Source organism: Saccharothrix carnea, assembly GCF_003014735.1.
Taxonomy (GTDB): domain Bacteria; phylum Actinomycetota; class Actinomycetes; order Mycobacteriales; family Pseudonocardiaceae; genus Actinosynnema; species Actinosynnema carneum.
Window position 1 is genome coordinate 166,792 of the sequence record NZ_PYAX01000003.1, and the last position, 20,076, is coordinate 186,867.

Genomic DNA, 20,076 nt, shown 5'->3' on the forward strand with positions numbered 1-20,076 from the left:
CATGCGCACGGTCACCGGCCGCACCGACCACGTCGTCGTGGTCGGTGCCGGCCTGGCGGGGTTGTCCGCCGCGCTGCACCTGCTCGGCGCGGGACGCCGGGTCACCGTGGTCGAGCGCGACGCCGTCCCCGGCGGCCGGGCCGGTCGGCTGGACCTGGGCGGCTACCGGTTCGACACCGGGCCGACCGTGCTGACCATGCCGGAGCTGGTGGACGAGGCGCTGAACGCGGTCGGGGAGTCGCTGCGCGACCGGCTGGACCTGCGGCCCCTGCACCCCGCCTACCGGGCCCGCTTCGCCGATGGCAGCACGCTGGACGTGCACTCCGACGCCGAGGCGATGGAGGCCGAGGTGCGCCGGTTCGCCGGTCCGCGCGAGGCCGCCGGGTACCGGGCGCTGCGCCGCTGGCTGACCGAGCTGTACCGGGTGGAGCGCGAGCAGTTCATCGGCGCGAACTTCGACTCGCCGTTGTCCCTGCTCACGCCCCAGTTGGCGAAGCTGGCCGCGCTGCGCGGGTTCGCCAGGCTCGGGCCTTCGGTGGCGCGGTTCCTGCACGACGAGCGGTTGCAGCGGGTGTTCTCGTTCCAGGCGCTGTACGCCGGCGTGCCGCCGCGCAAGGCCCTCGCCGCGTACGCCGTCATCGCGTACATGGACACGATCGCGGGCGTCCACTACCCCGAAGGCGGGATGCGGGCGCTGCCGGACGCGTTGGCGGCGGCGGCCCGGGACGCGGGCGCCGACCTGCGCTTCCAGACGCCGGTGGCGTGGCTGGAGCGCATCGGCGGCCGGGTCACCGCGGTGCGCACCTCGCACGGTGAGCGCATCCCGTGCGACGCGGTGGTGCTCACGCCGGACCTGCCGATGTCGTACCGCCTGCTGGGCCACCGCCCGCGCCGCCCGCTGCCGATCACGTGGTCGCCGTCGGCGGTCGTGCTGCACGCGGGCGTGGACCGGACGTGGCCGGAGCTGGCGCACCACACGTTGTACTTCGGCCGGGAGTGGGAGCGGACGTTCGACGAGCTGATCCGCCGCGGCACGTTGATGAGCGATCCGTCGCTGCTGGTCACCGCGCCGCCCGGACAGGGGATGTTCGTGCTGGCGCCCGCGCCGAACCTGCGGACCGGCCCGGTCGACTGGGACCGCGTCGGCCCGGCCTACCGCGACGAGCTGGTGGGCGTGCTGGAGCGGCGCGGGCTCACCGGGTTCGGTGCCGCGATCGAGGTGGAGCAGCTGGTCACGCCGAAGGACTGGGCCGCGATGGGCCTGGCCGCGGGCACGCCGTTCTCGGCCGCGCACACGTTCGCCCAGACCGGGCCGTTCCGACCGCGCAACCTCGTGCTGGACAACGCCGTGCTGGCCGGCTGCGGCACCACGCCGGGCGTGGGCGTGCCGCCGGTGCTGATCTCGGGCCGGCTGGCCGCGCAGCGCATCACCGGACCCGCCGCCACGCGGTCACGCCGGTCGGCGCAGCCGCGACAGGCACACACCCGGCACTGACCACCACGGCCGGGGGGTCACTCGTCCGTGTGGCCCATCCAGGGGCGCGGGCGGGTGAGGGCGCTGTGCGACGATGTCGCCCCGATGGCCGCGACCCCGTCCTTCCCCCGATCGAGCGCCGCACCCGCCGGGCCGGTGCGGTCGTCGGCTACCCGCACCCGGCCACCACGACCGCGCGGCGGGCACGCGTGACGGACCTGGCCGCGGCCTACGCCCGGTGCCGCGAGCTGAACGCCCGGCACGGCCGCACGTTCTTCCTCGCCACCCGCCTGCTCACGCCCGCGCAGCGGCCCGCCGTGCACGCCCTGTACGGCTTCGCGCGGTGGGCCGACGAGATCGTGGACAGCGGCGCCTCCACCGACCCGGCCGGTGACCTGGAACAGCTGGAAGCCCAGCTCGCCGACGAGCTGGCGGGGCGGCGCACGGGTCACCCGGTGCTCGCGGCCCTGGTGGACACCGCGCGCCGCTACTCGATCGACCCGGTCCTGTTCAGCGAGTTCCTGACGTCGATGCGGATGGACCTGACCGTCACGTCCTACCCGGACTTCGCCGCGCTCGACCGGTACGTGCACGGTTCGGCGGCCGTGATCGGGCTGCAGCTGCTGCCGGTGTTCGGCACGGTCGTGCCGCGCGCGGAGGCTGAGCCGTCCGCCGCCGCGCTGGGCCGGGCGTTCCAGCTGACGAACTTCCTGCGCGACGTCGGCGAGGACCTCGACCGCGGCCGGGTGTACCTGCCCGGGGACCTGCTGGCGGCCTACGGCGTCGACCGGGAGCTGCTGGTGCGGTGCCGGCGGACGGGGCAGGTCGACCAGCGGGTGCGGCGGGTGCTGAAGCACCTGGTCGCGCACACGATGGCGGTGTACCGGGAGGCCGAGCTGGGCGTGCCGATGCTGCGGCCCGTGTCACGGCCGTGCGTGCGGACCGCGCTCACGCTGTACCGGGAGATCCTGGACGGGATCGCGGCGGCCGACTACCAGGTGCTGGACCGGCGGGTCGTGGTGCCGACCTCGCGGCGGCTGGCGGTGGCCGTGCCCGGGTTCGCCCGTGCCCTGGCGGCACGCGTCACCGGGCGTTAGGCCAGGAAGCACGACGTCCGGACGACTCCCACAGCAGAGGAGCCGCCCGGACGTGGTTCGGTCGTCTGGGGTTGGTGCGGTGCTCGTCAGAAGCCCAGGGCCTGTGCCCGCCGCTTCACCTCACGGCCGCGGTCGCCGCGCAACGCCTCGATGGGCGTGCCGGGCAGGGTCTCGTCCTCGGTGAACAGCCACCGGAGGATCTCTTCGGTCGAGAAGCCGGAGTCGCGCAGCACCGTGATGGTGCCGGGCAGCCCCTTCACCACGCCTCCGGCGGCGAGGAACTGGGCGGGGACGACGAGGACGCCGTTCCGGCGCTCCGCGAGCAGTTGACCGTCGCGCAGCAACTGGTGGACTCGGTTGATCGGCAGGCCAAGACGCTCGGCGACCTCGGGGAGGGGCAGGACCTCCAGGTCGGGAGCCAGCACATCCGCAGCGGCAGGAATCGCACTCACGTGCGTCACGATGCCACAACGACGTGAACGACGCCCTGCGCCAACCGGGTGGTGGCGGTACACCCACGGGTCGGCTTGCGGACACCCCCTGTTTCCACCGACTTTGACACGGATCCCACAAGCACGCGTGGGATGCTCCAGCGCACAGCATCGGTCCGGCACCACCCACCGTACGATCCACGGCTGTGGAAAGGTCGGCGACGAACGTGATCGGCGGGCTGCTCGAACAACGCTACCGGGTCGGCACCCTGGTCGCGCGGGGCGGAATGTCCACCGTGTACCGCGGTGTGGACACGCGCCTGGAGCGCACCGTGGCCATCAAGGTCATGGACCCCCGCTTCTCCGCCGACCCGCAGTTCGTGGCGCGGTTCGAGCGGGAAGCGCGGGCCGCCGCGAAGCTGCACCACCCCGGTGTGGTGCAGGTCCACGACCAGGGCGTGGACGAGGACCGGGTGTACCTGGTCATGGAGCTGGTCGAGGGCGGCACGCTGCGCGACCTGCTCAACGCGCGCGGCAAGCTGGACGTGCCGCTGGCGCTGACCGTCGTCGAGAAGGTGCTCTCGCCGCTGGCCGCCGCGCACCGCGCCGACCTCGTGCACCGGGACGTGAAGCCGGAGAACGTGCTCATCGGGCCCGGCGGCACGGTGAAGGTCGCCGATTTCGGACTGGTCCGGGCCGTCTCCACGGCCGGTGTGACCAGCGACACCATGATCCTGGGCACGGTGGCCTACCTCTCTCCCGAGCAGGTCACCACGGGCACCACGGACGCGCGCAGCGACGTGTACTCGGCGGGCGTGCTGCTGTACGAGATGCTGACCGGCGCGCCGCCGTACGTGGGCGACAACGCCATCTCGGTGGCCTACCGGCACGTGAACGACGACGTGCCGCCGGTGCCGGACGTGCCCGCCGAGGTGGCGGAGCTGGTGCGCCGGGCGACCCGCAAGGAGCCGTTCCTGCGGCCCGCGGACGCCGAGTCGTTCCTGTCCGAGGTGGAGACGGCGCGGGCCAAGCTCGGCATCGCCGCCGTGGACGTGCCGCTGCCCACCGCCGCCGCGACCGCGGAAGAGGCGACCGAGCACGTGCGGGCGCCGTTCGGCACGGCCGAGCAGACGGTGCGGGTCGAGCCGGTGCGGGTCGGTGCGGGCGCGCCGTTCGCCGAGCCGACCGTGCCGGTGCACCGCCCGAACCCGCTCGTGCCGCCGACGTCGGGCCCGCAGGGCACCAGGGCGATCCCCCGGGCGGCCCTGCTCGCGCCGCCCGAGCCGCAGCTCGCCGCCCCCGCGCCCCCGGCAGCCCGCCCGCGTCCCAAGAGACCGCCGAAGAAGAAGACGCCCGAGCAGGTCCTCGAGGAGATGCGGGCGCGCAGCAAGCGGCAGTTCATCACGTGGCTCAGCGTCGTCGTGGTGGCCGCGATCCTCATCGGTTTCACGACCTGGTGGCTGACGGTCGGCCAGGTCACCACCGTGCCGAACCTGGTCGGCCAGGACGAGGCCGCGGCGACCGCGATGCTGGACGAGGCGTCGTTGACCAAGACCGTGCGCCGGGAGAACAGCGACACCGTGCCCAGCGGGCAGGTGATCAGCACCGACCCGCCCGCCGGGACCGAGGCCGAGCAGGGTGACCTGGTGCGGCTCGTGGTGTCCGCGGGCAGGCCGGTGGTGCCGCAGGTCAACGGGGGTGCCGAGGTGGCGCTCGCCGAGCAGGAGATCGCGTCGGTCGGGTTGAAGCCGCAGCTCAACCCCGCCGAGGATGCGTTCAGCGACCGCGTGCCCAAGGGCAAGGTGGTGACGCTGAAGCCCGCGCCGGGCACGCCGGTGCCGATCGGCTCGGCGGTGACGATCGTGCTGAGCAAGGGTTCCGAGCCCAAGCCGGTGCCCAGCGTGATCGGCAAGACGAAGGACGAGGCGTTCGCCGAGCTCAGCGCGGCCGGGTTCGAGCCGGTCGAAGGGCCGCAGGAACCCTCGGACCGGGTCGACGGCGGCAAGGTGGTGCGCACCGACCCACCGGCGGGCACGAACCTGCCCCCGAACAACCGGCGGGTGACCGTCTTCGTGGCGCCGGAAGGCGTGACCGTGCCGCAGGTCGAGGGCAAGTCGGTCAAGGAAGCGAAGAAGATCCTGGAGGACGCGGGCCTGAAGGTCGACGTCCAGTTCAACGACCGCGACCGCGCCCGCGTGGTGAACCAGTCCATCCGGGCCGGTGAGCGCGTCCCGAAGGACACCCGGATCACGATCATCGCCGTGTAGAACGGTGGCCCCGACTCCGCGGAGTCGGGGCCACCGGTGGCGTTCAGGGCGTTACCGCTAGCTGCGCAGCATCTCCGCGACCAGGAAGGCCAGCTCCAGCGACTGCTGGGTGTTCAGCCGCGGGTCGCAGGCGGTCTCGTAGCGGCCCGCGAGGTCGAGGTCGGAGATCTCCTGGGCGCCGCCCAGGCACTCGGTGACGTCCTCGCCGGTCAGCTCGATGTGGATGCCGCCGGGGTGCGTGCCCAGGCGCCGGTGCACCTCGAAGAAGCCCTGCACCTCGTCGACGATCCGGTCGAAGTGCCGCGTCTTGTAGCCGGTGGACGACTCGTGCGTGTTGCCGTGCATCGGGTCGCACTGCCAGATGACCTGGTGGCCGGAGGCGGTGACCTTCTCGATGATCGGCGGCAGCACGTCGCGCACCTTGCCGTTGCCCATGCGGCTGATCAGCGTCAACCGGCCGGGCTGGTTGTGCGGGTCGAGCCGCTCGACGTACTCGACCGCCATCTCCGGCGTGGTCGACGGGCCGATCTTCAACCCGATCGGGTTGGACAGCAGTTCGGCGAACGCGATGTGCGCGCCGTCCAGCTGCCTGGTCCGCTCCCCGATCCACAGGAAGTGCGACGACAGGTCGTACAGCCTCGGCTGGTCACCGTTGGTGTCCAGGCGCAGCAGCGCCCGCTCGTAGTCGAGCAGCAGCGCCTCGTGCGAGGCGAAGATCTCGGTGGTGTGCAGCGACATGTCGTTCACGCCGCACGCCGACATGAACCGCAGGCCGCGGTCGATCTCGCCGGCCAGCGCCTCGTACCGCTCACCGGCGGGCGACTGGCGGACGAAGTCCTTGTTCCAGTCGTGCAGCCGGTGCAGGTCGGCCATGCCCGCGGTGGTCATGGCGCGGAGCAGGTTCATCGCCGCACCCGCGTTGGCGTAGGCGCGGATCATCCGGGACGGGTCCGGCACGCGCGCCTCGGGCGTGGCCACCAGCGAGTTCACGATGTCGCCGCGGTAGGACGGCAGGCCGAGCGCGTCGATGCCCGACGAGCGCGGCTTGGCGTACTGGCCCGCGATGCGGCCGATCTTCACCACCGGCAGGCTCGCGCCGTAGGTGAGCACGACGGCCATCTGCAGCAGGGTCCGGATGTTCGCGCGGATGTGCGGCTCGGTGTTGTCCGCGAACGTCTCCGCGCAGTCACCGCCCTGCAGCAGGAACGCCTCGCCGCGGGCGACCTCGGCCAGGTTGTCGCGCAGCCGGTCGATCTCGGCGGGCACGGTGATCGGCGGCACGCTCTCCAGCACGGTGCGCACGCGGCGCACCTGCTCGGCGTCCGGCCACTCCGGCTGCTGGGCGGCAGGCCGGGCGAGCGCGTCGTCGAGCCGGTCGCGCATCTCGGGCGGTAGGGGCGGAAGCTCGGGAAGCGTGTCCACGGGCACGTCCACGGTCCAGTTCACACGTTAAAGATAGCTGTCCACACTCAGAGACGGACGCGGGTCCGACCTGTGCATGATGTGGACCATGCCGGACACCCCATCGGATGACGACACGGCGGCGAGGTTGCTGTCGACCGCCGTGCGGAACGTCCAGCGGGACTACCCGGCGCACTGGTCGCACGTCGTCACCGGTGACGCCGACCTGGTGCCGCTGCGCACCCTGCACCACCGCTACACCGACCTGGCCCGCACCGCCGCCGAAGCCCACCGCGAGACCGGGCTGCGGTACGTGTTCGGCCACGGCTACTACGCCGAGCACTGGCTGGGCACGTTCGCCGCCTACCTGCACTTCGGGGCGTTCACGGGCCGCTGAGGCCGGTGGCGGCGGCCAGGCACCGCCGCTGTTCCAGCGGTCGGCCCAGCGCGGCGAACCGGTCGGCGGCTTCGAGGAACAACGCCGACGCCTGCGCGTGGTGGCCTTCCGCGCGCCGGACCTCGGCCCGCACCTCCCACAGCGCGGCCGTCCACGGTCCGCCCTGCCACAGGCCGCTGATCCGCTCCGCCTCGGCCAGGTGCGGTCGGGCGCGGCTCGGGCTGCCCGCGGTCGCGCACGCCGTCGCCGCCGCGATCCGGAAGCCGATGGAGCACGGGTCGCACACGTGCGGCGCCTCGGCGAGCCACCGTTCCGCGTCACGGATCGCGCCCAGCTCGCCGCCGAGGCTGTCGGCGGCGAGCACGCGCACCCCGTGCACCCGGACGACCAGGTGCGACGGGATGCCGGACGCGTGGGCCAGCGGCAGGGCCCGGTCGAGGTCGGCGCGGGCGGCGGCGCGGTCGCCGCGACGGGCCTGCGCCTCGGCCCGCCGTTCCAGCGCGAGGGACCGCGCCGAGACGCAGCCCGTGCGTTCGGCCTCGCCCAGGGACGCGTCCAGGGTGGCGACCGCGGCGTCGAGGTGGCCGGACAGCAACGCGAACTCGCCCAGCAGCAGGTAGGCCAAGGCACGGCCCGCCGCCGAGCCCGCCCGGGAGGCGATCGCGAGCAGGTCGCGGCCGAACGACTCCGCGCCGTCGTGCCCCTCCGGCCCGTAGAGGTAGAACTCCTGGAAGCACAGGTGCGCGTCGAACACCTCGGGGCGGGTCGGGTGCCGCACCGAGTCGGCGAACTCCTCCCGGAACAGCCGGTGCCACGTGCCGCGGGCGTGGGCGACCAGGGCGAGGAGCGTGGAGGCCTCGCCCAGCTCGTGGCCGAGGTCCGCGTCCAGCGCCAGCACGCGGGCCTGCCTGGCCAGGTCCTCGGCCTCGGCCAGGTGGCGCCGCCCGAACGCGACCAGGCCGTTGGCCAGCGCGACGGCCGCCCGCTGCGCCGGGGAAGGTGGCTGCGCCGAGGTCAGCGCCGACTCGTAGAGCGCGACGGTCTCCGCGTCCGGTCCGACGCCGATCCGTTCCCGCAGCGCGCGGCGGAGCCGTTCGAACTGGCGCAGCGCCTCACGGCGGTGGCCGGTGGCCAGGTGCCGCCGCATCACCGCGCGGTGCGCGTCCTCGTCGGTCTCGTCCAGCTCCAGCAGGCGCTCCCAGTCACCGGCGGCGCGCAGGAGGGCGACGTACCTGGCCTCGACCTTCTCGTGCGGTTCGGCGGCCCAGCACTCGTAGCGGTCGTCCGCGAGCAGGCCGCCCCGGTAGTCGGCGGCGGCGAGCGCGCAGCGGGCCGGGTCGCCCGAGGCCAGCGCGGCGTCCGCGGCGCGTTCGAACCGGTCCAGGTCGACGTCGAGGTCGCCGGCGGGCCAGAGCGTGAGGAGTCGTCCTTCACAGCGGATGGCGTCGGCACGGCCGAGGGCTCGTCGGGCGTAGTACAGGGCTTTGCGCAGGTTCGCGCCCGCCGCGTCCACGGGGAAGTCGGGCCACAGGCGGTCCATCACCTGCTCGCGGTGCAGGCGGTGGTCGGGCGCGATGGCGAGCAGCTTCACCACGTCGGCCGCGCGGCGGTTGCGCCACACGTCACCGGGGACGGGTCGGCCGTCGACCTCGACGGTGAACCTGCCCAGCACACGCACCTGGCAGGTGGCCGGCATGGCGGCACCCTACGTCCGCTGCGGCCGTACCGCCGTGGGAACGGTTTGGGAACACCCCGCCACCTAACGTGGCCCGATCCCACCCGTTAGGAGGACGCCATGTTGTTCATGGACGTGCACAACCACCTGCCCGAAGGCGCCGGACCCAAGGACGTGGCCGACGCCCACGCCGCCGACCTCCGCACCCAGGAGCAGTATGGCGTCCGCTACCTCAACTACTGGGTCGACGAGAAGGACGGGAAGGTCTTCTGCCTGGTAGACGCACCGGACGCGGAGAGCGCGCACCGGGTGCACCGCGAGGCCCACGGCCTCGTGGCCGACGAGATCTACCCCGTGGTGCAAGGCTGAGACGAAGGGTGACCGAGATGTCCGTACTGGCGTCGAAGAGCTTCACGGAGCCGGAAGAGGTGCGGGAGTTCCCGCACGGTCACGTCGACCTGGTCACCGTCGGTGACACCACGGTCGGCAGAGCGGAGTTCGAGCCGGGCTGGCGGTGGACGCAGGACGTCAAGCCGATCGCGGGCACCGACTCCTGTCAGGCCGCGCACACCGGCTACATCCTCTCCGGCCGGATGCACGTCGTCATGGACGACGGCGCGGAAGGCGAGGCCGGACCGGGTGAGGCGCTCATGGTGGAGCCGGGGCACGACGCCTGGGTCGTCGGCGACGAGCCGTGCGTGATGGTCGACTTCACGGGCCTGCGCGACTACGCCAAGAAGTAGTCCGCCCACGAACAGCGCCCCCGGACTCGGGAGTCCGAGGGCGCTCGTCCTTGCGGGGCGCGACTCAGCCGAAGAAGACCTCGGCCTCCTGGTAGCGCTCCAGCGGAACGGTCTTCAGCTCGGCGGTCGCCTCGGCCAGCTTGACGCGCACGATGTCCGTGCCGCGCAGCGCGACCATGACGCCGAAGTCGCCCTCGGCGACCGCGTCCACCGCGTGCAGGCCGAACCGGGTGGCGAGCACGCGGTCGTAGGCGGTCGGGATGCCGCCGCGCTGCACGTGGCCCAGCACGACCGCGCGGGACTCCTTGCCGGTCCGCTCGGCGATCTCCTCGGCCAACCAGGTGCCGATGCCGCCCAGCCGCACGTGGCCGAACGCGTCCTTCTCACCGGAGTGCAGCACCTCGGCGCCGCCCTCGGGCATCGCGCCCTCGGCGACCACGATGATCGGGGCGAACTGGCGCTCGAAGCGCCGCTCCACCCACTCGACCACCTTGTCGACGCTGAACTGCCGCTCCGGCACCAGGATCACGTTCGCGCCGCCGGCCAGGCCGGAGTGCAGCGCGATCCAGCCCGCGTGGCGGCCCATGACCTCGACCACCAGCGCCCGGTGGTGCGACTCGGCCGTCGTGCGCAGCCGGTCGATCGCCTCGGTGGCGATGTGCACGGCGGTGTCGAAGCCGAACGTGTAGTCGGTCGCGCCCAGGTCGTTGTCGATGGTCTTCGGCACGCCCACGACGCCGATGCCGTCGTCGGTGAGCCGCTTGGCGACACCGAGGGTGTCCTCGCCGCCGATGGCGATCAGGGCGTCGACCTTGTTCGCCGCGAGGGTCTCGCGGATGCGGTCGACACCGCCCTCGATCTTGTACGGGTTGGTGCGCGACGAGCCGAGGATGGTACCGCCCCTGGTGAGGATGTCCTCGACGTCACCGAGCCCGATCGGCTTGGTCAGGTTCTCGATCGGACCCTGCCACCCGTTCCGGAAACCCACGATCTCCCAGCCGTGGGCCTCGATGCCCTTGCGGACCACGCCGCGGATGACCGCGTTGAGGCCGGGGCAGTCGCCACCGCCGGTGAGCACACCAATGCGCATTTGCTTAGCCAATCTCTTCTCGTGGCGTTGGTCACCCAAGCCTGACACGTGCTGGATCGGTGCAGCAAGCGAGGGTCCACCTACCGGACCGCGAAACCCTTCCGCAGCCGCTCGCTCTCGATCACCTTCCAGCGCGCGAGGTTGTGCCTGGCGTCGGCCAACGCGTCGTGCGCGTCCGCGGGCGCCTGAGGCAGGCGGGGCTTGCCCACGTCCTCCCAGCGCTGGCGCAGGTCGCGGGTGAACCGGGGCAGGCTGCGCGGCAACGCCGGCATCGGGCCCCAGAGCTGGGCCAGCGCGACGTGGTCGTAGGCGGCGAACCACGCCCACAGCTCGATGTCGTCCCGGTTGGCCTTGGCACCGCCGAGGAAATCCAGGAGGTCCTCGCGGATGCGCTCCCGGCTGCGCCACGCCCGGTCGGCGGGCGGCGGCAGCTGGTTGAGCACGTTCGCGCGCACCCACGGACCGGCCTTGGCCGGGTCGAACTCGGTGGACACGGCGTAGAACTCGCGGCCTTCCTCGTCGACCACTCCGATGGAGACGAGGTCGATGGTGACCCCGTCCTCGATGAACTCACAGTCGTAGAAGAACCGCACCCCACCAGCCTAGGGGTGCCGATCAGCCCGCCTTCGCCTCGGGCAGCCGATCGACGGCTTTCGCCTGCTTGTCGTCGGCCTGCCCCTCCTTCGCCTTGGCCGCGTACACGTCGACGTACTCCTGGCCGGACAGCTCCATGAGGGCGTACATGATCTCGTCGGTGATGGACCGCAGCACGAACCGGTCGCCGGACAGTCCCTCGTAGCGGGAGAAGTCCAGCGGCTTGCCGATCTTGATCCGGATCGGGTACGGCCGCCACATCCGCGAGCCGATGGGGTTGGCCTTGTCCGTGCCGAACATCGCCACCGGGATGACCGGCGCGCCGGACTCCAGCGCGATCCACGCCACGCCGACCTTGCCCTTGTAGAGGCGGCCGTCCGGCGAGCGCGTGCCTTCGGGGTAGATGCCGAGCAGCTTGCCCTCGCGCACGATCCGCACGCCGGTGTCGAGCGCGCCCTGGGCGGCCGACGCGCTGGACCGGTCGATCGGAACCTGGCCGACGCCGTAGAAGAACCAGCGCTGGAACCGGCCCTTGAGCCCCTTGCCGGTGAAGTACTCGATCTTGGCGGGGAAGGTGACCCGGCGGGACAGCTTCAACGGGAGGAAGAACGAGTCGGAGACCGCGAGGTGGTTGCTCGCCAGGATGGCGCCGCCCTCCTTGGGGATGTTCTCCGCGCCCTCGATGATCCGGGGTCGGAAGAACAGCTTCAGGAGCGGCCCGAGAAAGATGTGTTTCATCAACCAGTAGAGCACCGCTGGGAGCGCCTCCTCGACGTGCTTGATCCCCGACGCCAGCCTACGGAGCCGGCGGCGAAACACACAACGAACACCCGGGCCGAGGCGGTACGGTCCCAAGGTCCACCGGCTGCCGTAATCCGCAACACAACGGGCTCGTGGGACGATGGAACCTGGCAGAGGATTGGCCTTCACGACCCGGAGGGCTGGAGCACGCCGATGAACTCCCGACGCGACTCGACCGACGGCCCGGAGGACGTGGACGCGACCTTCGCCGAGATCGTGGCGGGCCTGGAACGCGAAGGCGTGGGCAAACAGGTCCTCCCCGACGAGCTCGAACCCGACGAGGGCGACGAGGCCGAACCGGCGCGTCCCGGGCGGCCCGAGGGTCAGCCCGCGGTGGCCACGGTCGACGACGACCCCGACTCGTACCCGGATTCGGCCGCCGACTCGGACGACCCGAGCGACCACTACGTGCCGCCGGAACCGCCGCCGCTGCCCGCGTTGCGGCCGGGCACCATCGCCGCGCTGGCGGTGATCGTCCTGGGCGTGGTCCTCCTGCTCTTCCCGGGACTGTTCGGCCTGACCGGCGTGATCGGCACCCCGCTGGCCCTGATCGTGATGTGCTCGGGCGCCGGCTGGCTGATCCTGCGCATGCGCAACACCCAACCGCCCGACTCGGGCTGGGACGACGGCGCCGTCCTCTAACCCCGCGAGCGTTCGACACGCGGGACCTGGAGGTTCGACTCGCGGGTCAGGGGCCGGCGGTCAGGCGGATGGTGTAGCCCTCGGGGTCGCGGGTCATGGTCACGTCGCGGCACGTGCGGTGGGTCAGCCAGAGGCCCACGCCGGCCGTGGCAGTGCGGTCGGTCGGGATCAGGCCGGCCAGGGGTGAGGACGGGCCGTCGCCCTGATCCGTCACGGCCACCAGCACGTGCGTCGCCCCGGCCCACGCCCGCAGCCGCACGGGCGGCCGGCCGTGCGCCTGCGCGTTGGTCACGGCCTCGCTCGCCGCGTACACGAGGTCGTCCACCTCGTCGCGGCTCAACCGGGCACCGGCGCACGCCGCGGTCACCGCGCGCCTGGCCTCCGCGGGCGTCGGGTCGGTCAGCTCCACCAGCGGCCGACCGGCCTCGAACGCCGTCTGCCCGGCGGACGGCAACGTCCACGCCGACCGGTACCGCGGGTTCGGCAGGTGCGACCCGTCCGTCCCGGCCACGTGCGGGTGGGTGCGCACCACGTCCGCCAGCACCCGCGCCGGCGTGGTCCGCAGGTCGTACGGGCACAGGCCCCACAGCGGGTACTCGTCGAAGACCTCGTTCACCGCCGCCTCGTACCGCGACCACCAGTCCCACGTCGCACCGACGCCGGGGTGCGGCACGTCGCCGACCACCCGGATCTGCGCCACGCCCGCGTACTCGGCGAACAGCTTCCGGTACTCCAGGATCGCCTCGGTCGGCCGGTCGTACTGGTCGCCGCCGGGCCGGAACACCACGCCGCACAGGTCCGCCACCGCGTCCCGGATCAGCCGCTCGTTCCCCGGGCGGCACGCCACCACCACCGGCTCACCCGCCGCCACGCCCTCCTCCACGAACGGCACGACGATCGACCGGAAGTCGTCGTCGCTGCCGTAGAACGCGGTCTCGTGGAAGTACCCGACGTGCCCGTTGGCCGCACCGGTCCTCATCGGCGCACCACGGGCTCGACGCGGGACTCGCGGACGTCGTGGTCGCGCGGTCCCCGGAAGACGGCGGTCCGCATTCCGCGATGCTACGCGTGCCGGGAGGTCAACGGTGCCGGCCGTTGCGCGCGGTGCTCGCCGCCACGTCGCGCGCCAGCGTCGCCACCCCGACGATCCCGGCGTCGTCGCCGAGCTGCGCGGTCCGGATGCGGGCCAGCGGCCGGTGCCCGGCGCCGGTCACCACGGCCGCGTACCGCTCGCGCGCGTCGTCCAGGAACAGCGGCGCGGACTCCGACACGCCACCGCCGATCACCACGACCTCGGGGTCGTAGACGTCGGCGACCAGCGCCAACCCCTCCCCGAGCCACCGCGCCAGGTCCGCCATGGCGCGCTGCGCCAACGGGTCGCCGTCACGCGCCGCGCCCGCCACCCGACGCCCGGTCACCGCCCGCGAGTCGCCCAACGCCTCCCGCGCCAGCACGGTCGACTGGCCGGGGTAGCGGGCCAGCAGCTCGACCGCTGTCGTGCTCAACGCCGTGCCGCTGCAGTACCGCTCCCAGCAGCCGCTTTTCCCGCACGGGCACGGCCGCCCGTCCGGCACGAGCCGCAGGTGCCCCAGCTCGGGCGCCACGCCGTGCGCGCCGCGGAACACCTGCCCGTCGAGCAGCAGCGCGCCGCCGATGCCGGTGCCGATCGCGACCAGCGCGGCGATCTTCGCACCGCGCGCCGCACCGAACCGGTGCTCGGCCAGCGCGGCGGCGTTCGCGTCGTGCTCCAGCACCACGGGCATGCCGACGCGCCGCGAGATCCGGTCCGCCACGGGTGCCTGCCGCCACGCGAGGTGCGGCGCGAACCGCACCGTCCGCAGGTCGGAGGCCACGAACCCGGCCACGGCCAGGCCGACGCCCGCGATCCGGTGCCGGGACGCCAGCTCGGCGACGGCCGTGCCGATCGCCTCCTCCAACGCCTCCTCGCCGCTGGGCGTGGCCGCACGCGCCGTGTCGAGCACCGCGCCGTCACCGTCGACCACACCCGCGCGCACGCTCGTCCCGCCGACGTCGACGCCGACAGTCAGCACTGCGACCCCTGGTCGCGCCGCACCACCGGGATGTGCTGGACGCGCGGCTTCTCCGGCCGCACCGGCTGCTCCGGCGCGGCGTCGTCGGCGGCGGGCTCGGCCAGCGCCGCCCGCAGCACGGCGATCAGCCCGGCCACGTGCTCCGCCGCCTTGGCGGCCAGCTCCGAGCGATCACCGCGGGCCAGCGCCACCGCGTTGCACAACGGGCACCAGCCGCAGGTCCGGGTGTCGTGCCCGTCCTCGGCGGCCACCCGGTCCAGCCACGGCTGCGCCCGCTCGGCGGCGGCGTCGAGCAGCAGGCGCAGCTCTTCGGCGAGCTTCGAGTCCACGGGCCTCACCGCATCCACAGATCGGGGTCGGGTGCGAACCGCACCGCCAACCCGGTGTCGTCCAGCTCCGCGCCGGTCACCAGGCAGCGCTTGAGCAGCGACGGCAGCGCGATCAGCCGGCGCCTGCCGTCCACGGTGACGGCCAGGTCGTCGCCCACCCGCGCCAGGTCGAGCGACGAGTCGCCGACCGGCAGCGCGATGCGCAACGTGTACTCCAGCTCACCGGTCCGCTCGACCGAGAGCAGCTGCCCGCCGTCACCCGCGCCACCTTCCAGCGGGTCGCGCCCCTGGTAGAGGCCTTCGGCGACGTCCAGCAACGCGGCCGTGCCGACGGGTTCGGCGGCCCGGTGCTCCACCGTGCGCACCGACCCGAGGTCGGCCAGTTCGGCGAGCACCGCGTCCTGCTCGGCGCGCCTGGTGCGCAGCCACGCGGCGGCCGGTCCGCGGCCGGAGCCGGGGTGCGGCACGACCCGGTTGGCCACCACGCCGTCGACCCTGATGCCCTGCAGCGCGAGCGCCGTGACGGTCCGCCTGGTCTCCGCCGCGACGACCCGCTCGGGGGTCAGCACCAGCCGCACGCTGGTGGTGGGCGAGGTCAGCAGGGAGCGCAGCTGCTCCAGGTTCTCGGCCAGCCTGCCCAGCGCGTCGGCGGTGGCGTCCCACTTCTCCACCGTGCCGTTGCCCGCGACACCGGCCAGCAGCCCGCGCACCACCCGGCGGTGGGTCGGGAACAGCCGTTCCAGGTAGGAGGCGAACGCGTCGGGCAGCGCGAGCAGGCGCAGCGTCTCGGCGGTCGGCCCGCAGTCGACGACCACCACGTCCCACGGCCCGCCGCGGGCCAGCCGCTGCACCTCCGACAGCGCCAGCAGTTCCTCGACGCCGGGCAGGACGGTCAGCTCCTCGGCGTCCAGCTCGTCCACGCCCGCGCCGGCGAGCACGGTTCGCAGGTGTCCGCGCAGATCGCGCCACGCGTCGTCGACCAGCGCGAGCGGGTCGATCTGGGCCGCGTGCAGACCGCCCTCGACCTCGCTGACGTGCCCGGACAGCGGCACGCCCAGCGCGTCGCCCAGCGAGTGGGCCGGGTCGGTGGACACGACCAGCGCCTTGCGGCCACCGGCGGCGAGCGCGGTGGCGGTGGCGGCGGCCAAGGTCGTCTTGCCGACCCCGCCCTTACCGGTGAACAGCAGGAGGCGGGCGCTCATCCAGCGTGGCCCACCCGGTTTTCCACCCGGCGCTTGAGCTCCTTGAGCGCGGTGTCCATGATCATTTTCTCGGCCTTGCGCCGGAACAGGCCGATCATGGGTACGACCAGCTGCACCGACAGCGTGTAGGTGACCTCGGTCGAGCCACCCCGGGGGGTCAGCGCGTAGCTGCCCTCCTGCGACTTCTGCATCTGGCCCTTGACCAGGTGCCACGAGATGCGGCTCGGCGACCACTCGTCGTAGGCGAGCACGTACTCGTCCTTGATCGGACCCTGGTCGATGTTGAACTTGACCTGCGCCGCGCGGCCGTCCGCCCCGGTCTCCAGCACCTCGGCGCGCTTCACCCCGTTGGCCCACTCCGGGTAGGCGGCGAAGTCGCCGATGACCGCCGCGATCTCCTCGGGCGTCGCGTCGATGACGATGGACTGGGTGGACTCGTCGGCCATGTCGGGGAGGCTACCCGGTGGTTCGGCTCACCAACGCAGGACGTGGGGCGTGCCGGTGCGCTGGAAGTGGCCGACGTTGACGCACTCGGTCCAGCCGACCCGCACCCGGCGCGCCAAGGGCTGGTGCACGTGCCCGAACACCGACCACCGCGGCCGGTCGCGCTCGATCACCTTCAGCAACGACGTCGAGCCGAGCTCGGGACGGCGGGCCACCACGTCGTAGGTCAACTCGGCCACGGCGGGCGGCACGTGCGTGCACAGCACGTCCACCTCGCCCAGCCCGGCCAGCGCGGCGCCGAACTCCTCCTCGGTGCGCAGGTAGGGCCGCCACGGTCCGCGCCGGTTCGGCACGAAACCCGGGTGCAGCACCGCGCCGCCCGCGAAGCCGAACCGCAGCCCGCCGATCTCGGCCACCTCGCCGTCCAGCACGTGCACGCCGTCGCGGGCGAACAGCGGCCACAGCTCGGGGCTGTCGACGTTGCCGGGCGTGGCGTAGGTGGGTGCGCTCATCGCCCCGAACAGCGCGGCGTACTGCTCCATGATCGCCTCTTGGACGACGTCCGCGGCGTTGTCCAGGCTCTCCCACAGCGACCGCATGTAACGGACCGTCTCCGCGCCGAACCGGCCGCGCCGCAGCCGGGCGAACACCTCGACCTTCTCCGCGCCGAACACCCGGCCGAGGATGCCCTTGTCGTGGTCGTAGTAGTCGACGAAGTCGACCAGGTCGCCGAGCACGACCAGCGCGTCGGCGCCGTCACCGGCTCGGGCGAGCGCCTCCGCGTTGCCGTGGACATCCGAGACGACGTGAACCCGCACAAGAGCCAAATCTACGGCAGCACGGGCGCCACACCAGGCGGCCGACCGTCCTCCAAGAGCAGTTTGAGGCCGAGTGACACCTGCTTGGCGGCCAACTGGCGGCGGCGCACCTCGCGCCGGGTTCGCCGGTCGGACGCACCGCCCGGGAGGTCGGCACGCAGGAAGTAGTGCAGCAGGGTGCCGTCGAGGACCGGCTCCAGCCACACCTCCATCGTTCCGACCAACGCGCCACCGACCGTCCAGCGCAACCCCTCAGTACCCCGGTCGGCGTAGACGTCGAGGGCCAGGTCGGGCCAGAACCGCGTCCACGCGGCGGGCGGCGCGAAAGCGGCGGCGACCACGGCCGGAGGCACTGCGAGGAACGTCTCGTCCACCACGTCGACACTGGGCACGAGTGGGAAGAGTGCCACGACACGGTTACGGAAACACCGGCCGGCCTGGTGTATCGCCGGAATCACAGGCTAAGTTTCCCCACCGGTAACAAACAACGTCCGGAGGTCGACGTGCGCGAGTTCAGCGTCCCCGCCACCACCACTGTGGCCGCCGAGGAGAACCTCACCGACATGGTGTGGGCGAACGCGGAGCGCTTCGGCAACGCCGTCAGCTTCCGCCGCCGCGTGGACGGCACGTGGGTGGACGTCACCGCCCGCGATTTCGCCGCGCAGGTCCTCGCGGTCGCCAAGGGCTTGGTCGCGGCGGGCTTGCAGCCGGGTGAGCGGATCGGCCTGATGTCCAAGACCCGCTACGAGTGGACCCTGCTCGACTTCGCCATCTGGCACGCCGGCGGCGTCGTGGTCCCGATCTACGAGACGTCCTCGGCCGAGCAGGTCGAGTGGATCCTGTCCGACTCCTCGGCCAAGGCCGTGTTCGTGGAGACCTCCGAGCACCGCGCCACGGTCGACTCGGTGGTGGCGGGGCTGCCCGAGGTGCGGCACGTGTGGCAGATCGACGGACCCTCCGGTGACGCGGCGGGCGCGATCGACGAGCTGACCGCGCTGGGCGCCTCGGTGTCCGACGACGACGCGCGCGCCCGGCGCAAGGTCGTCGGTGCGGACGACACCGCGACCATCGTCTACACCTCGGGCACCACCGGCCGGCCCAAGGGCTGCGAGCTGACCCACCGCAACCTGCTGTCCGAGGTGCGCGGCGGGATCACCGCGTTCCCGCAGCTCATGCAGGCGGGCAACTCGCTGCTGGTGTTCCTGCCGCTGGCGCACATCCTGGCCCGCGCCCTGTCGGTGTGCGGCGTCTACACGCGGGTCACCATGGGTCACACGGCCGACGTGAAGAACCTGGTGGAGGACCTGCAGTCGTTCCGGCCCACGTTCGTGGTGGCCGTGCCGCGCGTGTTCGAGAAGGTCTACAACGGCGCGAAGCAGAAGGCGCACGCGGCGGGCAAGGGCAAGATCTTCGACGCCGCCGAGGCCACCGCGGTCGCCTACAGCCAGGCGCTGGACGCCGGCGGGCCGGGCCTGGGCCTCAAGCTCAAGCACGCGCTGTTCGCCAAGCTCGTCTACAGCAAGCTCCAGGCGGCGCTGGGCGGCCGGTGCACCAACGCGGTGTCCGGCGGCGCGCCGCTGGGTGAGCGGCTGGCGCACTTCTTCCGCGGTATCGGCGTGCCGGTGCTGGAGGGCTACGGCCTCACCGAGACCAGTGCGGCGGCGTGCGTGAACACGGCGGCGGCGTTCCGGGTCGGCACGGTGGGGCGTCCGGTGATCGGCACCTCGGTCCGCATCGCCGAGGACGGCGAGATCCTGATCAAGGGCGACATCGTGTTCCGCAGCTACTGGAACAACGAGCGGGCGACGGCGGAGTCGCTGGAGGACGGCTGGTTCCACTCCGGCGACCTCGGCGAGCTCGACGCCGACGGCTTCCTGAAGATCACCGGCCGCAAGAAGGAGATCATCGTCACCGCCGGCGGCAAGAACGTCTCGCCCGCCGTGCTGGAGGACCGGCTCCGCGCCCACCCGCTGATCAGCCAGTGCATGGTGGTCGGTGACGCGCAGCCGTTCATCGGCGCGCTGATCACGATCGACCCGGAGTTCTTCCCCGCGTGGAAGGAGCAGAACGGCAAGCCCGCCTCGGCGACCGTGGCCGAGATGGTGGACGACGAGGTGCTGCGCGCCGAGATCCAGGCCGCGGTGGACGAGGCCAACCAGGCGGTGTCCAAGGCGGAGGCGATCAAGAAGTTCCGCATCCTGCCGGTGGACTTCACCGAGGCGGGCGGCGAGATGACGCCGAGCCTGAAGCTGCGCCGGTCGGTCGTGGCGAGCACCTTCAAGCAGGACATCGAAGCCATCTACACGAGCTGAAGGTCCGCCGGGTACGCCCGGTGACCATTCGGGACGGAATAAGACGAGTGGCCCGCACCGAAGTGCGGGCCACTCGACCCCCAGTGATCGCGTATCCGCTGACGCGGACCCGAGAAGTTTTGTTGTCCCGGTCCCCCAACCGGGACGATTCATAGAGTGCCGGAGCGCGCTGTCGTATCGCTGACGCGGCGATGACTCGTGCCGTCAGCGCCCGCCTTAGGCTGTGTCACGGCGAGGCGGAACGAGGGGACGCAAACGGATGGGCGCTGGGCCGTGGTTCGGCCTTCTCGGCCCGCTTGAAGTGCGGA

General features: G+C 72.6%; 20 protein-coding genes and 1 pseudogene. 8 read left to right on the forward strand and 13 right to left on the reverse strand.

Translation table 11 applies throughout. From position 1 onward, the window contains the following. The first annotated feature begins 1 nt into the window (after position 1). Both crtI and B0I31_RS09025 read left to right on the forward strand, forming a co-directional pair. Positions 2-1,495 (forward strand): phytoene desaturase family protein, encoded by a 1,494-nt coding sequence (gene crtI, locus B0I31_RS09020; RefSeq protein WP_106614888.1) that lies wholly within the window; start codon positions 2-4, stop codon positions 1,493-1,495. Between the two features lie 188 nt (positions 1,496-1,683). Then, on the forward strand, positions 1,684-2,571 hold the full coding sequence (locus B0I31_RS09025; protein WP_106614889.1) for a phytoene/squalene synthase family protein: 888 nt from the start codon (positions 1,684-1,686) through the stop codon (positions 2,569-2,571). 86 nt (positions 2,572-2,657) lie between these two features. Here the strand turns inward: B0I31_RS09025 and B0I31_RS09030 are convergent, their stop codons facing one another. Beyond that, the gene (locus tag B0I31_RS09030) at positions 2,658-3,023 is read right to left on the reverse strand and encodes an Rv2175c family DNA-binding protein (RefSeq protein WP_073886640.1); all 366 of its coding nucleotides are present in this window, start codon (positions 3,021-3,023) and stop codon (positions 2,658-2,660) included. 185 nt (positions 3,024-3,208) lie between these two features. On the opposite strand from B0I31_RS09030, the gene B0I31_RS09035 reads away from it, so the two are divergent. Continuing rightward, positions 3,209-5,269, forward strand: a complete 2,061-nt coding sequence (locus B0I31_RS09035; RefSeq protein ID WP_106614890.1) for a Stk1 family PASTA domain-containing Ser/Thr kinase — start codon at positions 3,209-3,211, stop codon at positions 5,267-5,269. Between the two features lie 57 nt (positions 5,270-5,326). On the opposite strand, the gene B0I31_RS09040 is transcribed toward B0I31_RS09035, so the two are convergent. Then, positions 5,327-6,715 carry a class II 3-deoxy-7-phosphoheptulonate synthase gene (locus B0I31_RS09040; protein ID WP_106614891.1) on the reverse strand — a complete coding sequence of 463 codons (1,389 nt, stop codon included), beginning with the start codon at positions 6,713-6,715 and terminating at the stop codon, positions 5,327-5,329. 64 nt (positions 6,716-6,779) lie between these two features. Between B0I31_RS09040 and B0I31_RS09045 the strand changes: the two genes are divergently transcribed. Continuing rightward, positions 6,780-7,067, forward strand: coding sequence for a DUF2891 family protein (locus B0I31_RS09045; RefSeq protein WP_181320071.1), 288 nt, complete (start codon positions 6,780-6,782; stop codon positions 7,065-7,067). Here B0I31_RS09045 and B0I31_RS09050 read toward each other — a convergent pair. Beyond that, on the reverse strand, positions 7,054-8,763 hold the full coding sequence (locus tag B0I31_RS09050) for an AfsR/SARP family transcriptional regulator (RefSeq protein ID WP_106614893.1): 1,710 nt from the start codon (positions 8,761-8,763) through the stop codon (positions 7,054-7,056). The genes B0I31_RS09045 and B0I31_RS09050 overlap by 14 nt on opposite strands. Before the next feature lie 99 nt (positions 8,764-8,862). Between B0I31_RS09050 and B0I31_RS09055 the strand changes: the two genes are divergently transcribed. Both B0I31_RS09055 and B0I31_RS09060 read left to right on the forward strand, forming a co-directional pair. After that, positions 8,863-9,111 (forward strand): DUF4242 domain-containing protein, encoded by a 249-nt coding sequence (locus tag B0I31_RS09055; protein WP_146173784.1) that lies wholly within the window; start codon positions 8,863-8,865, stop codon positions 9,109-9,111. Positions 9,112-9,128: 17 nt separating this feature from the next. Further along, positions 9,129-9,485, forward strand: a complete 357-nt coding sequence (locus B0I31_RS09060; protein WP_106615389.1) for a cupin domain-containing protein — start codon at positions 9,129-9,131, stop codon at positions 9,483-9,485. 64 nt (positions 9,486-9,549) lie between these two features. On the opposite strand, the gene B0I31_RS09065 is transcribed toward B0I31_RS09060, so the two are convergent. The 3 genes from B0I31_RS09065 to B0I31_RS09075 form a co-directional block, all read right to left on the reverse strand. Next, positions 9,550-10,575, reverse strand: coding sequence for a 6-phosphofructokinase (locus B0I31_RS09065; RefSeq protein ID WP_106614894.1), 1,026 nt, complete (start codon positions 10,573-10,575; stop codon positions 9,550-9,552). Positions 10,576-10,655: 80 nt separating this feature from the next. Next, positions 10,656-11,168, reverse strand: coding sequence for a polyadenylate-specific 3'-exoribonuclease AS (locus B0I31_RS09070; RefSeq protein WP_073886536.1), 513 nt, complete (start codon positions 11,166-11,168; stop codon positions 10,656-10,658). 22 nt (positions 11,169-11,190) lie between these two features. Next, positions 11,191-11,922 carry a lysophospholipid acyltransferase family protein gene (locus tag B0I31_RS09075; protein ID WP_106614895.1) on the reverse strand — a complete coding sequence of 244 codons (732 nt, stop codon included), beginning with the start codon at positions 11,920-11,922 and terminating at the stop codon, positions 11,191-11,193. A gap of 201 nt (positions 11,923-12,123) precedes the next feature. Here B0I31_RS09075 and B0I31_RS09080 point away from each other — a divergent pair, with 201 nt between their 5' ends. Further along, on the forward strand, positions 12,124-12,612 hold the full coding sequence (locus B0I31_RS09080) for a hypothetical protein (protein WP_106614896.1): 489 nt from the start codon (positions 12,124-12,126) through the stop codon (positions 12,610-12,612). Positions 12,613-12,658: 46 nt separating this feature from the next. Here B0I31_RS09080 and B0I31_RS09085 read toward each other — a convergent pair. The 7 genes and pseudogenes from B0I31_RS09085 to B0I31_RS09115 all read right to left on the reverse strand — a co-directional run. Further along, positions 12,659-13,546, reverse strand: a pseudogene (locus B0I31_RS09085) (anti-sigma factor RsbA family regulatory protein); the annotation flags it as partial. A gap of 145 nt (positions 13,547-13,691) precedes the next feature. Further along, positions 13,692-14,663 carry an ROK family protein gene (locus B0I31_RS09090; RefSeq protein WP_106614898.1) on the reverse strand — a complete coding sequence of 324 codons (972 nt, stop codon included), beginning with the start codon at positions 14,661-14,663 and terminating at the stop codon, positions 13,692-13,694. Beyond that, positions 14,657-14,992, reverse strand: a complete 336-nt coding sequence (locus tag B0I31_RS09095) for a hypothetical protein (RefSeq protein WP_106614899.1) — start codon at positions 14,990-14,992, stop codon at positions 14,657-14,659. The genes B0I31_RS09090 and B0I31_RS09095 overlap by 7 nt, the downstream gene beginning before the upstream one ends. A gap of 5 nt (positions 14,993-14,997) precedes the next feature. Beyond that, positions 14,998-16,194: an ArsA family ATPase gene (locus B0I31_RS09100; protein ID WP_106614900.1), complete on the reverse strand. Its 1,197-nt coding sequence runs from the start codon at positions 16,192-16,194 to the stop codon at positions 14,998-15,000. Next, positions 16,191-16,640 (reverse strand): SRPBCC family protein, encoded by a 450-nt coding sequence (locus B0I31_RS09105; RefSeq protein WP_106614901.1) that lies wholly within the window; start codon positions 16,638-16,640, stop codon positions 16,191-16,193. The genes B0I31_RS09100 and B0I31_RS09105 overlap by 4 nt, the downstream gene beginning before the upstream one ends. A 27-nt stretch (positions 16,641-16,667) precedes the next feature. Next, on the reverse strand, positions 16,668-17,456 hold the full coding sequence (locus B0I31_RS09110) for a metallophosphoesterase family protein (RefSeq protein WP_106614902.1): 789 nt from the start codon (positions 17,454-17,456) through the stop codon (positions 16,668-16,670). Between the two features lie 11 nt (positions 17,457-17,467). Continuing rightward, positions 17,468-17,848 carry a polyketide cyclase / dehydrase and lipid transport gene (locus B0I31_RS09115; protein WP_106614903.1) on the reverse strand — a complete coding sequence of 127 codons (381 nt, stop codon included), beginning with the start codon at positions 17,846-17,848 and terminating at the stop codon, positions 17,468-17,470. A gap of 111 nt (positions 17,849-17,959) precedes the next feature. On the opposite strand from B0I31_RS09115, the gene B0I31_RS09120 reads away from it, so the two are divergent. Then, a complete protein-coding gene (locus B0I31_RS09120) occupies positions 17,960-19,768 on the forward strand; it encodes an AMP-dependent synthetase/ligase (protein WP_106614904.1) in 1,809 nt (602 codons plus the stop codon). The last annotated feature ends 308 nt before the right edge of the window (positions 19,769-20,076 follow it).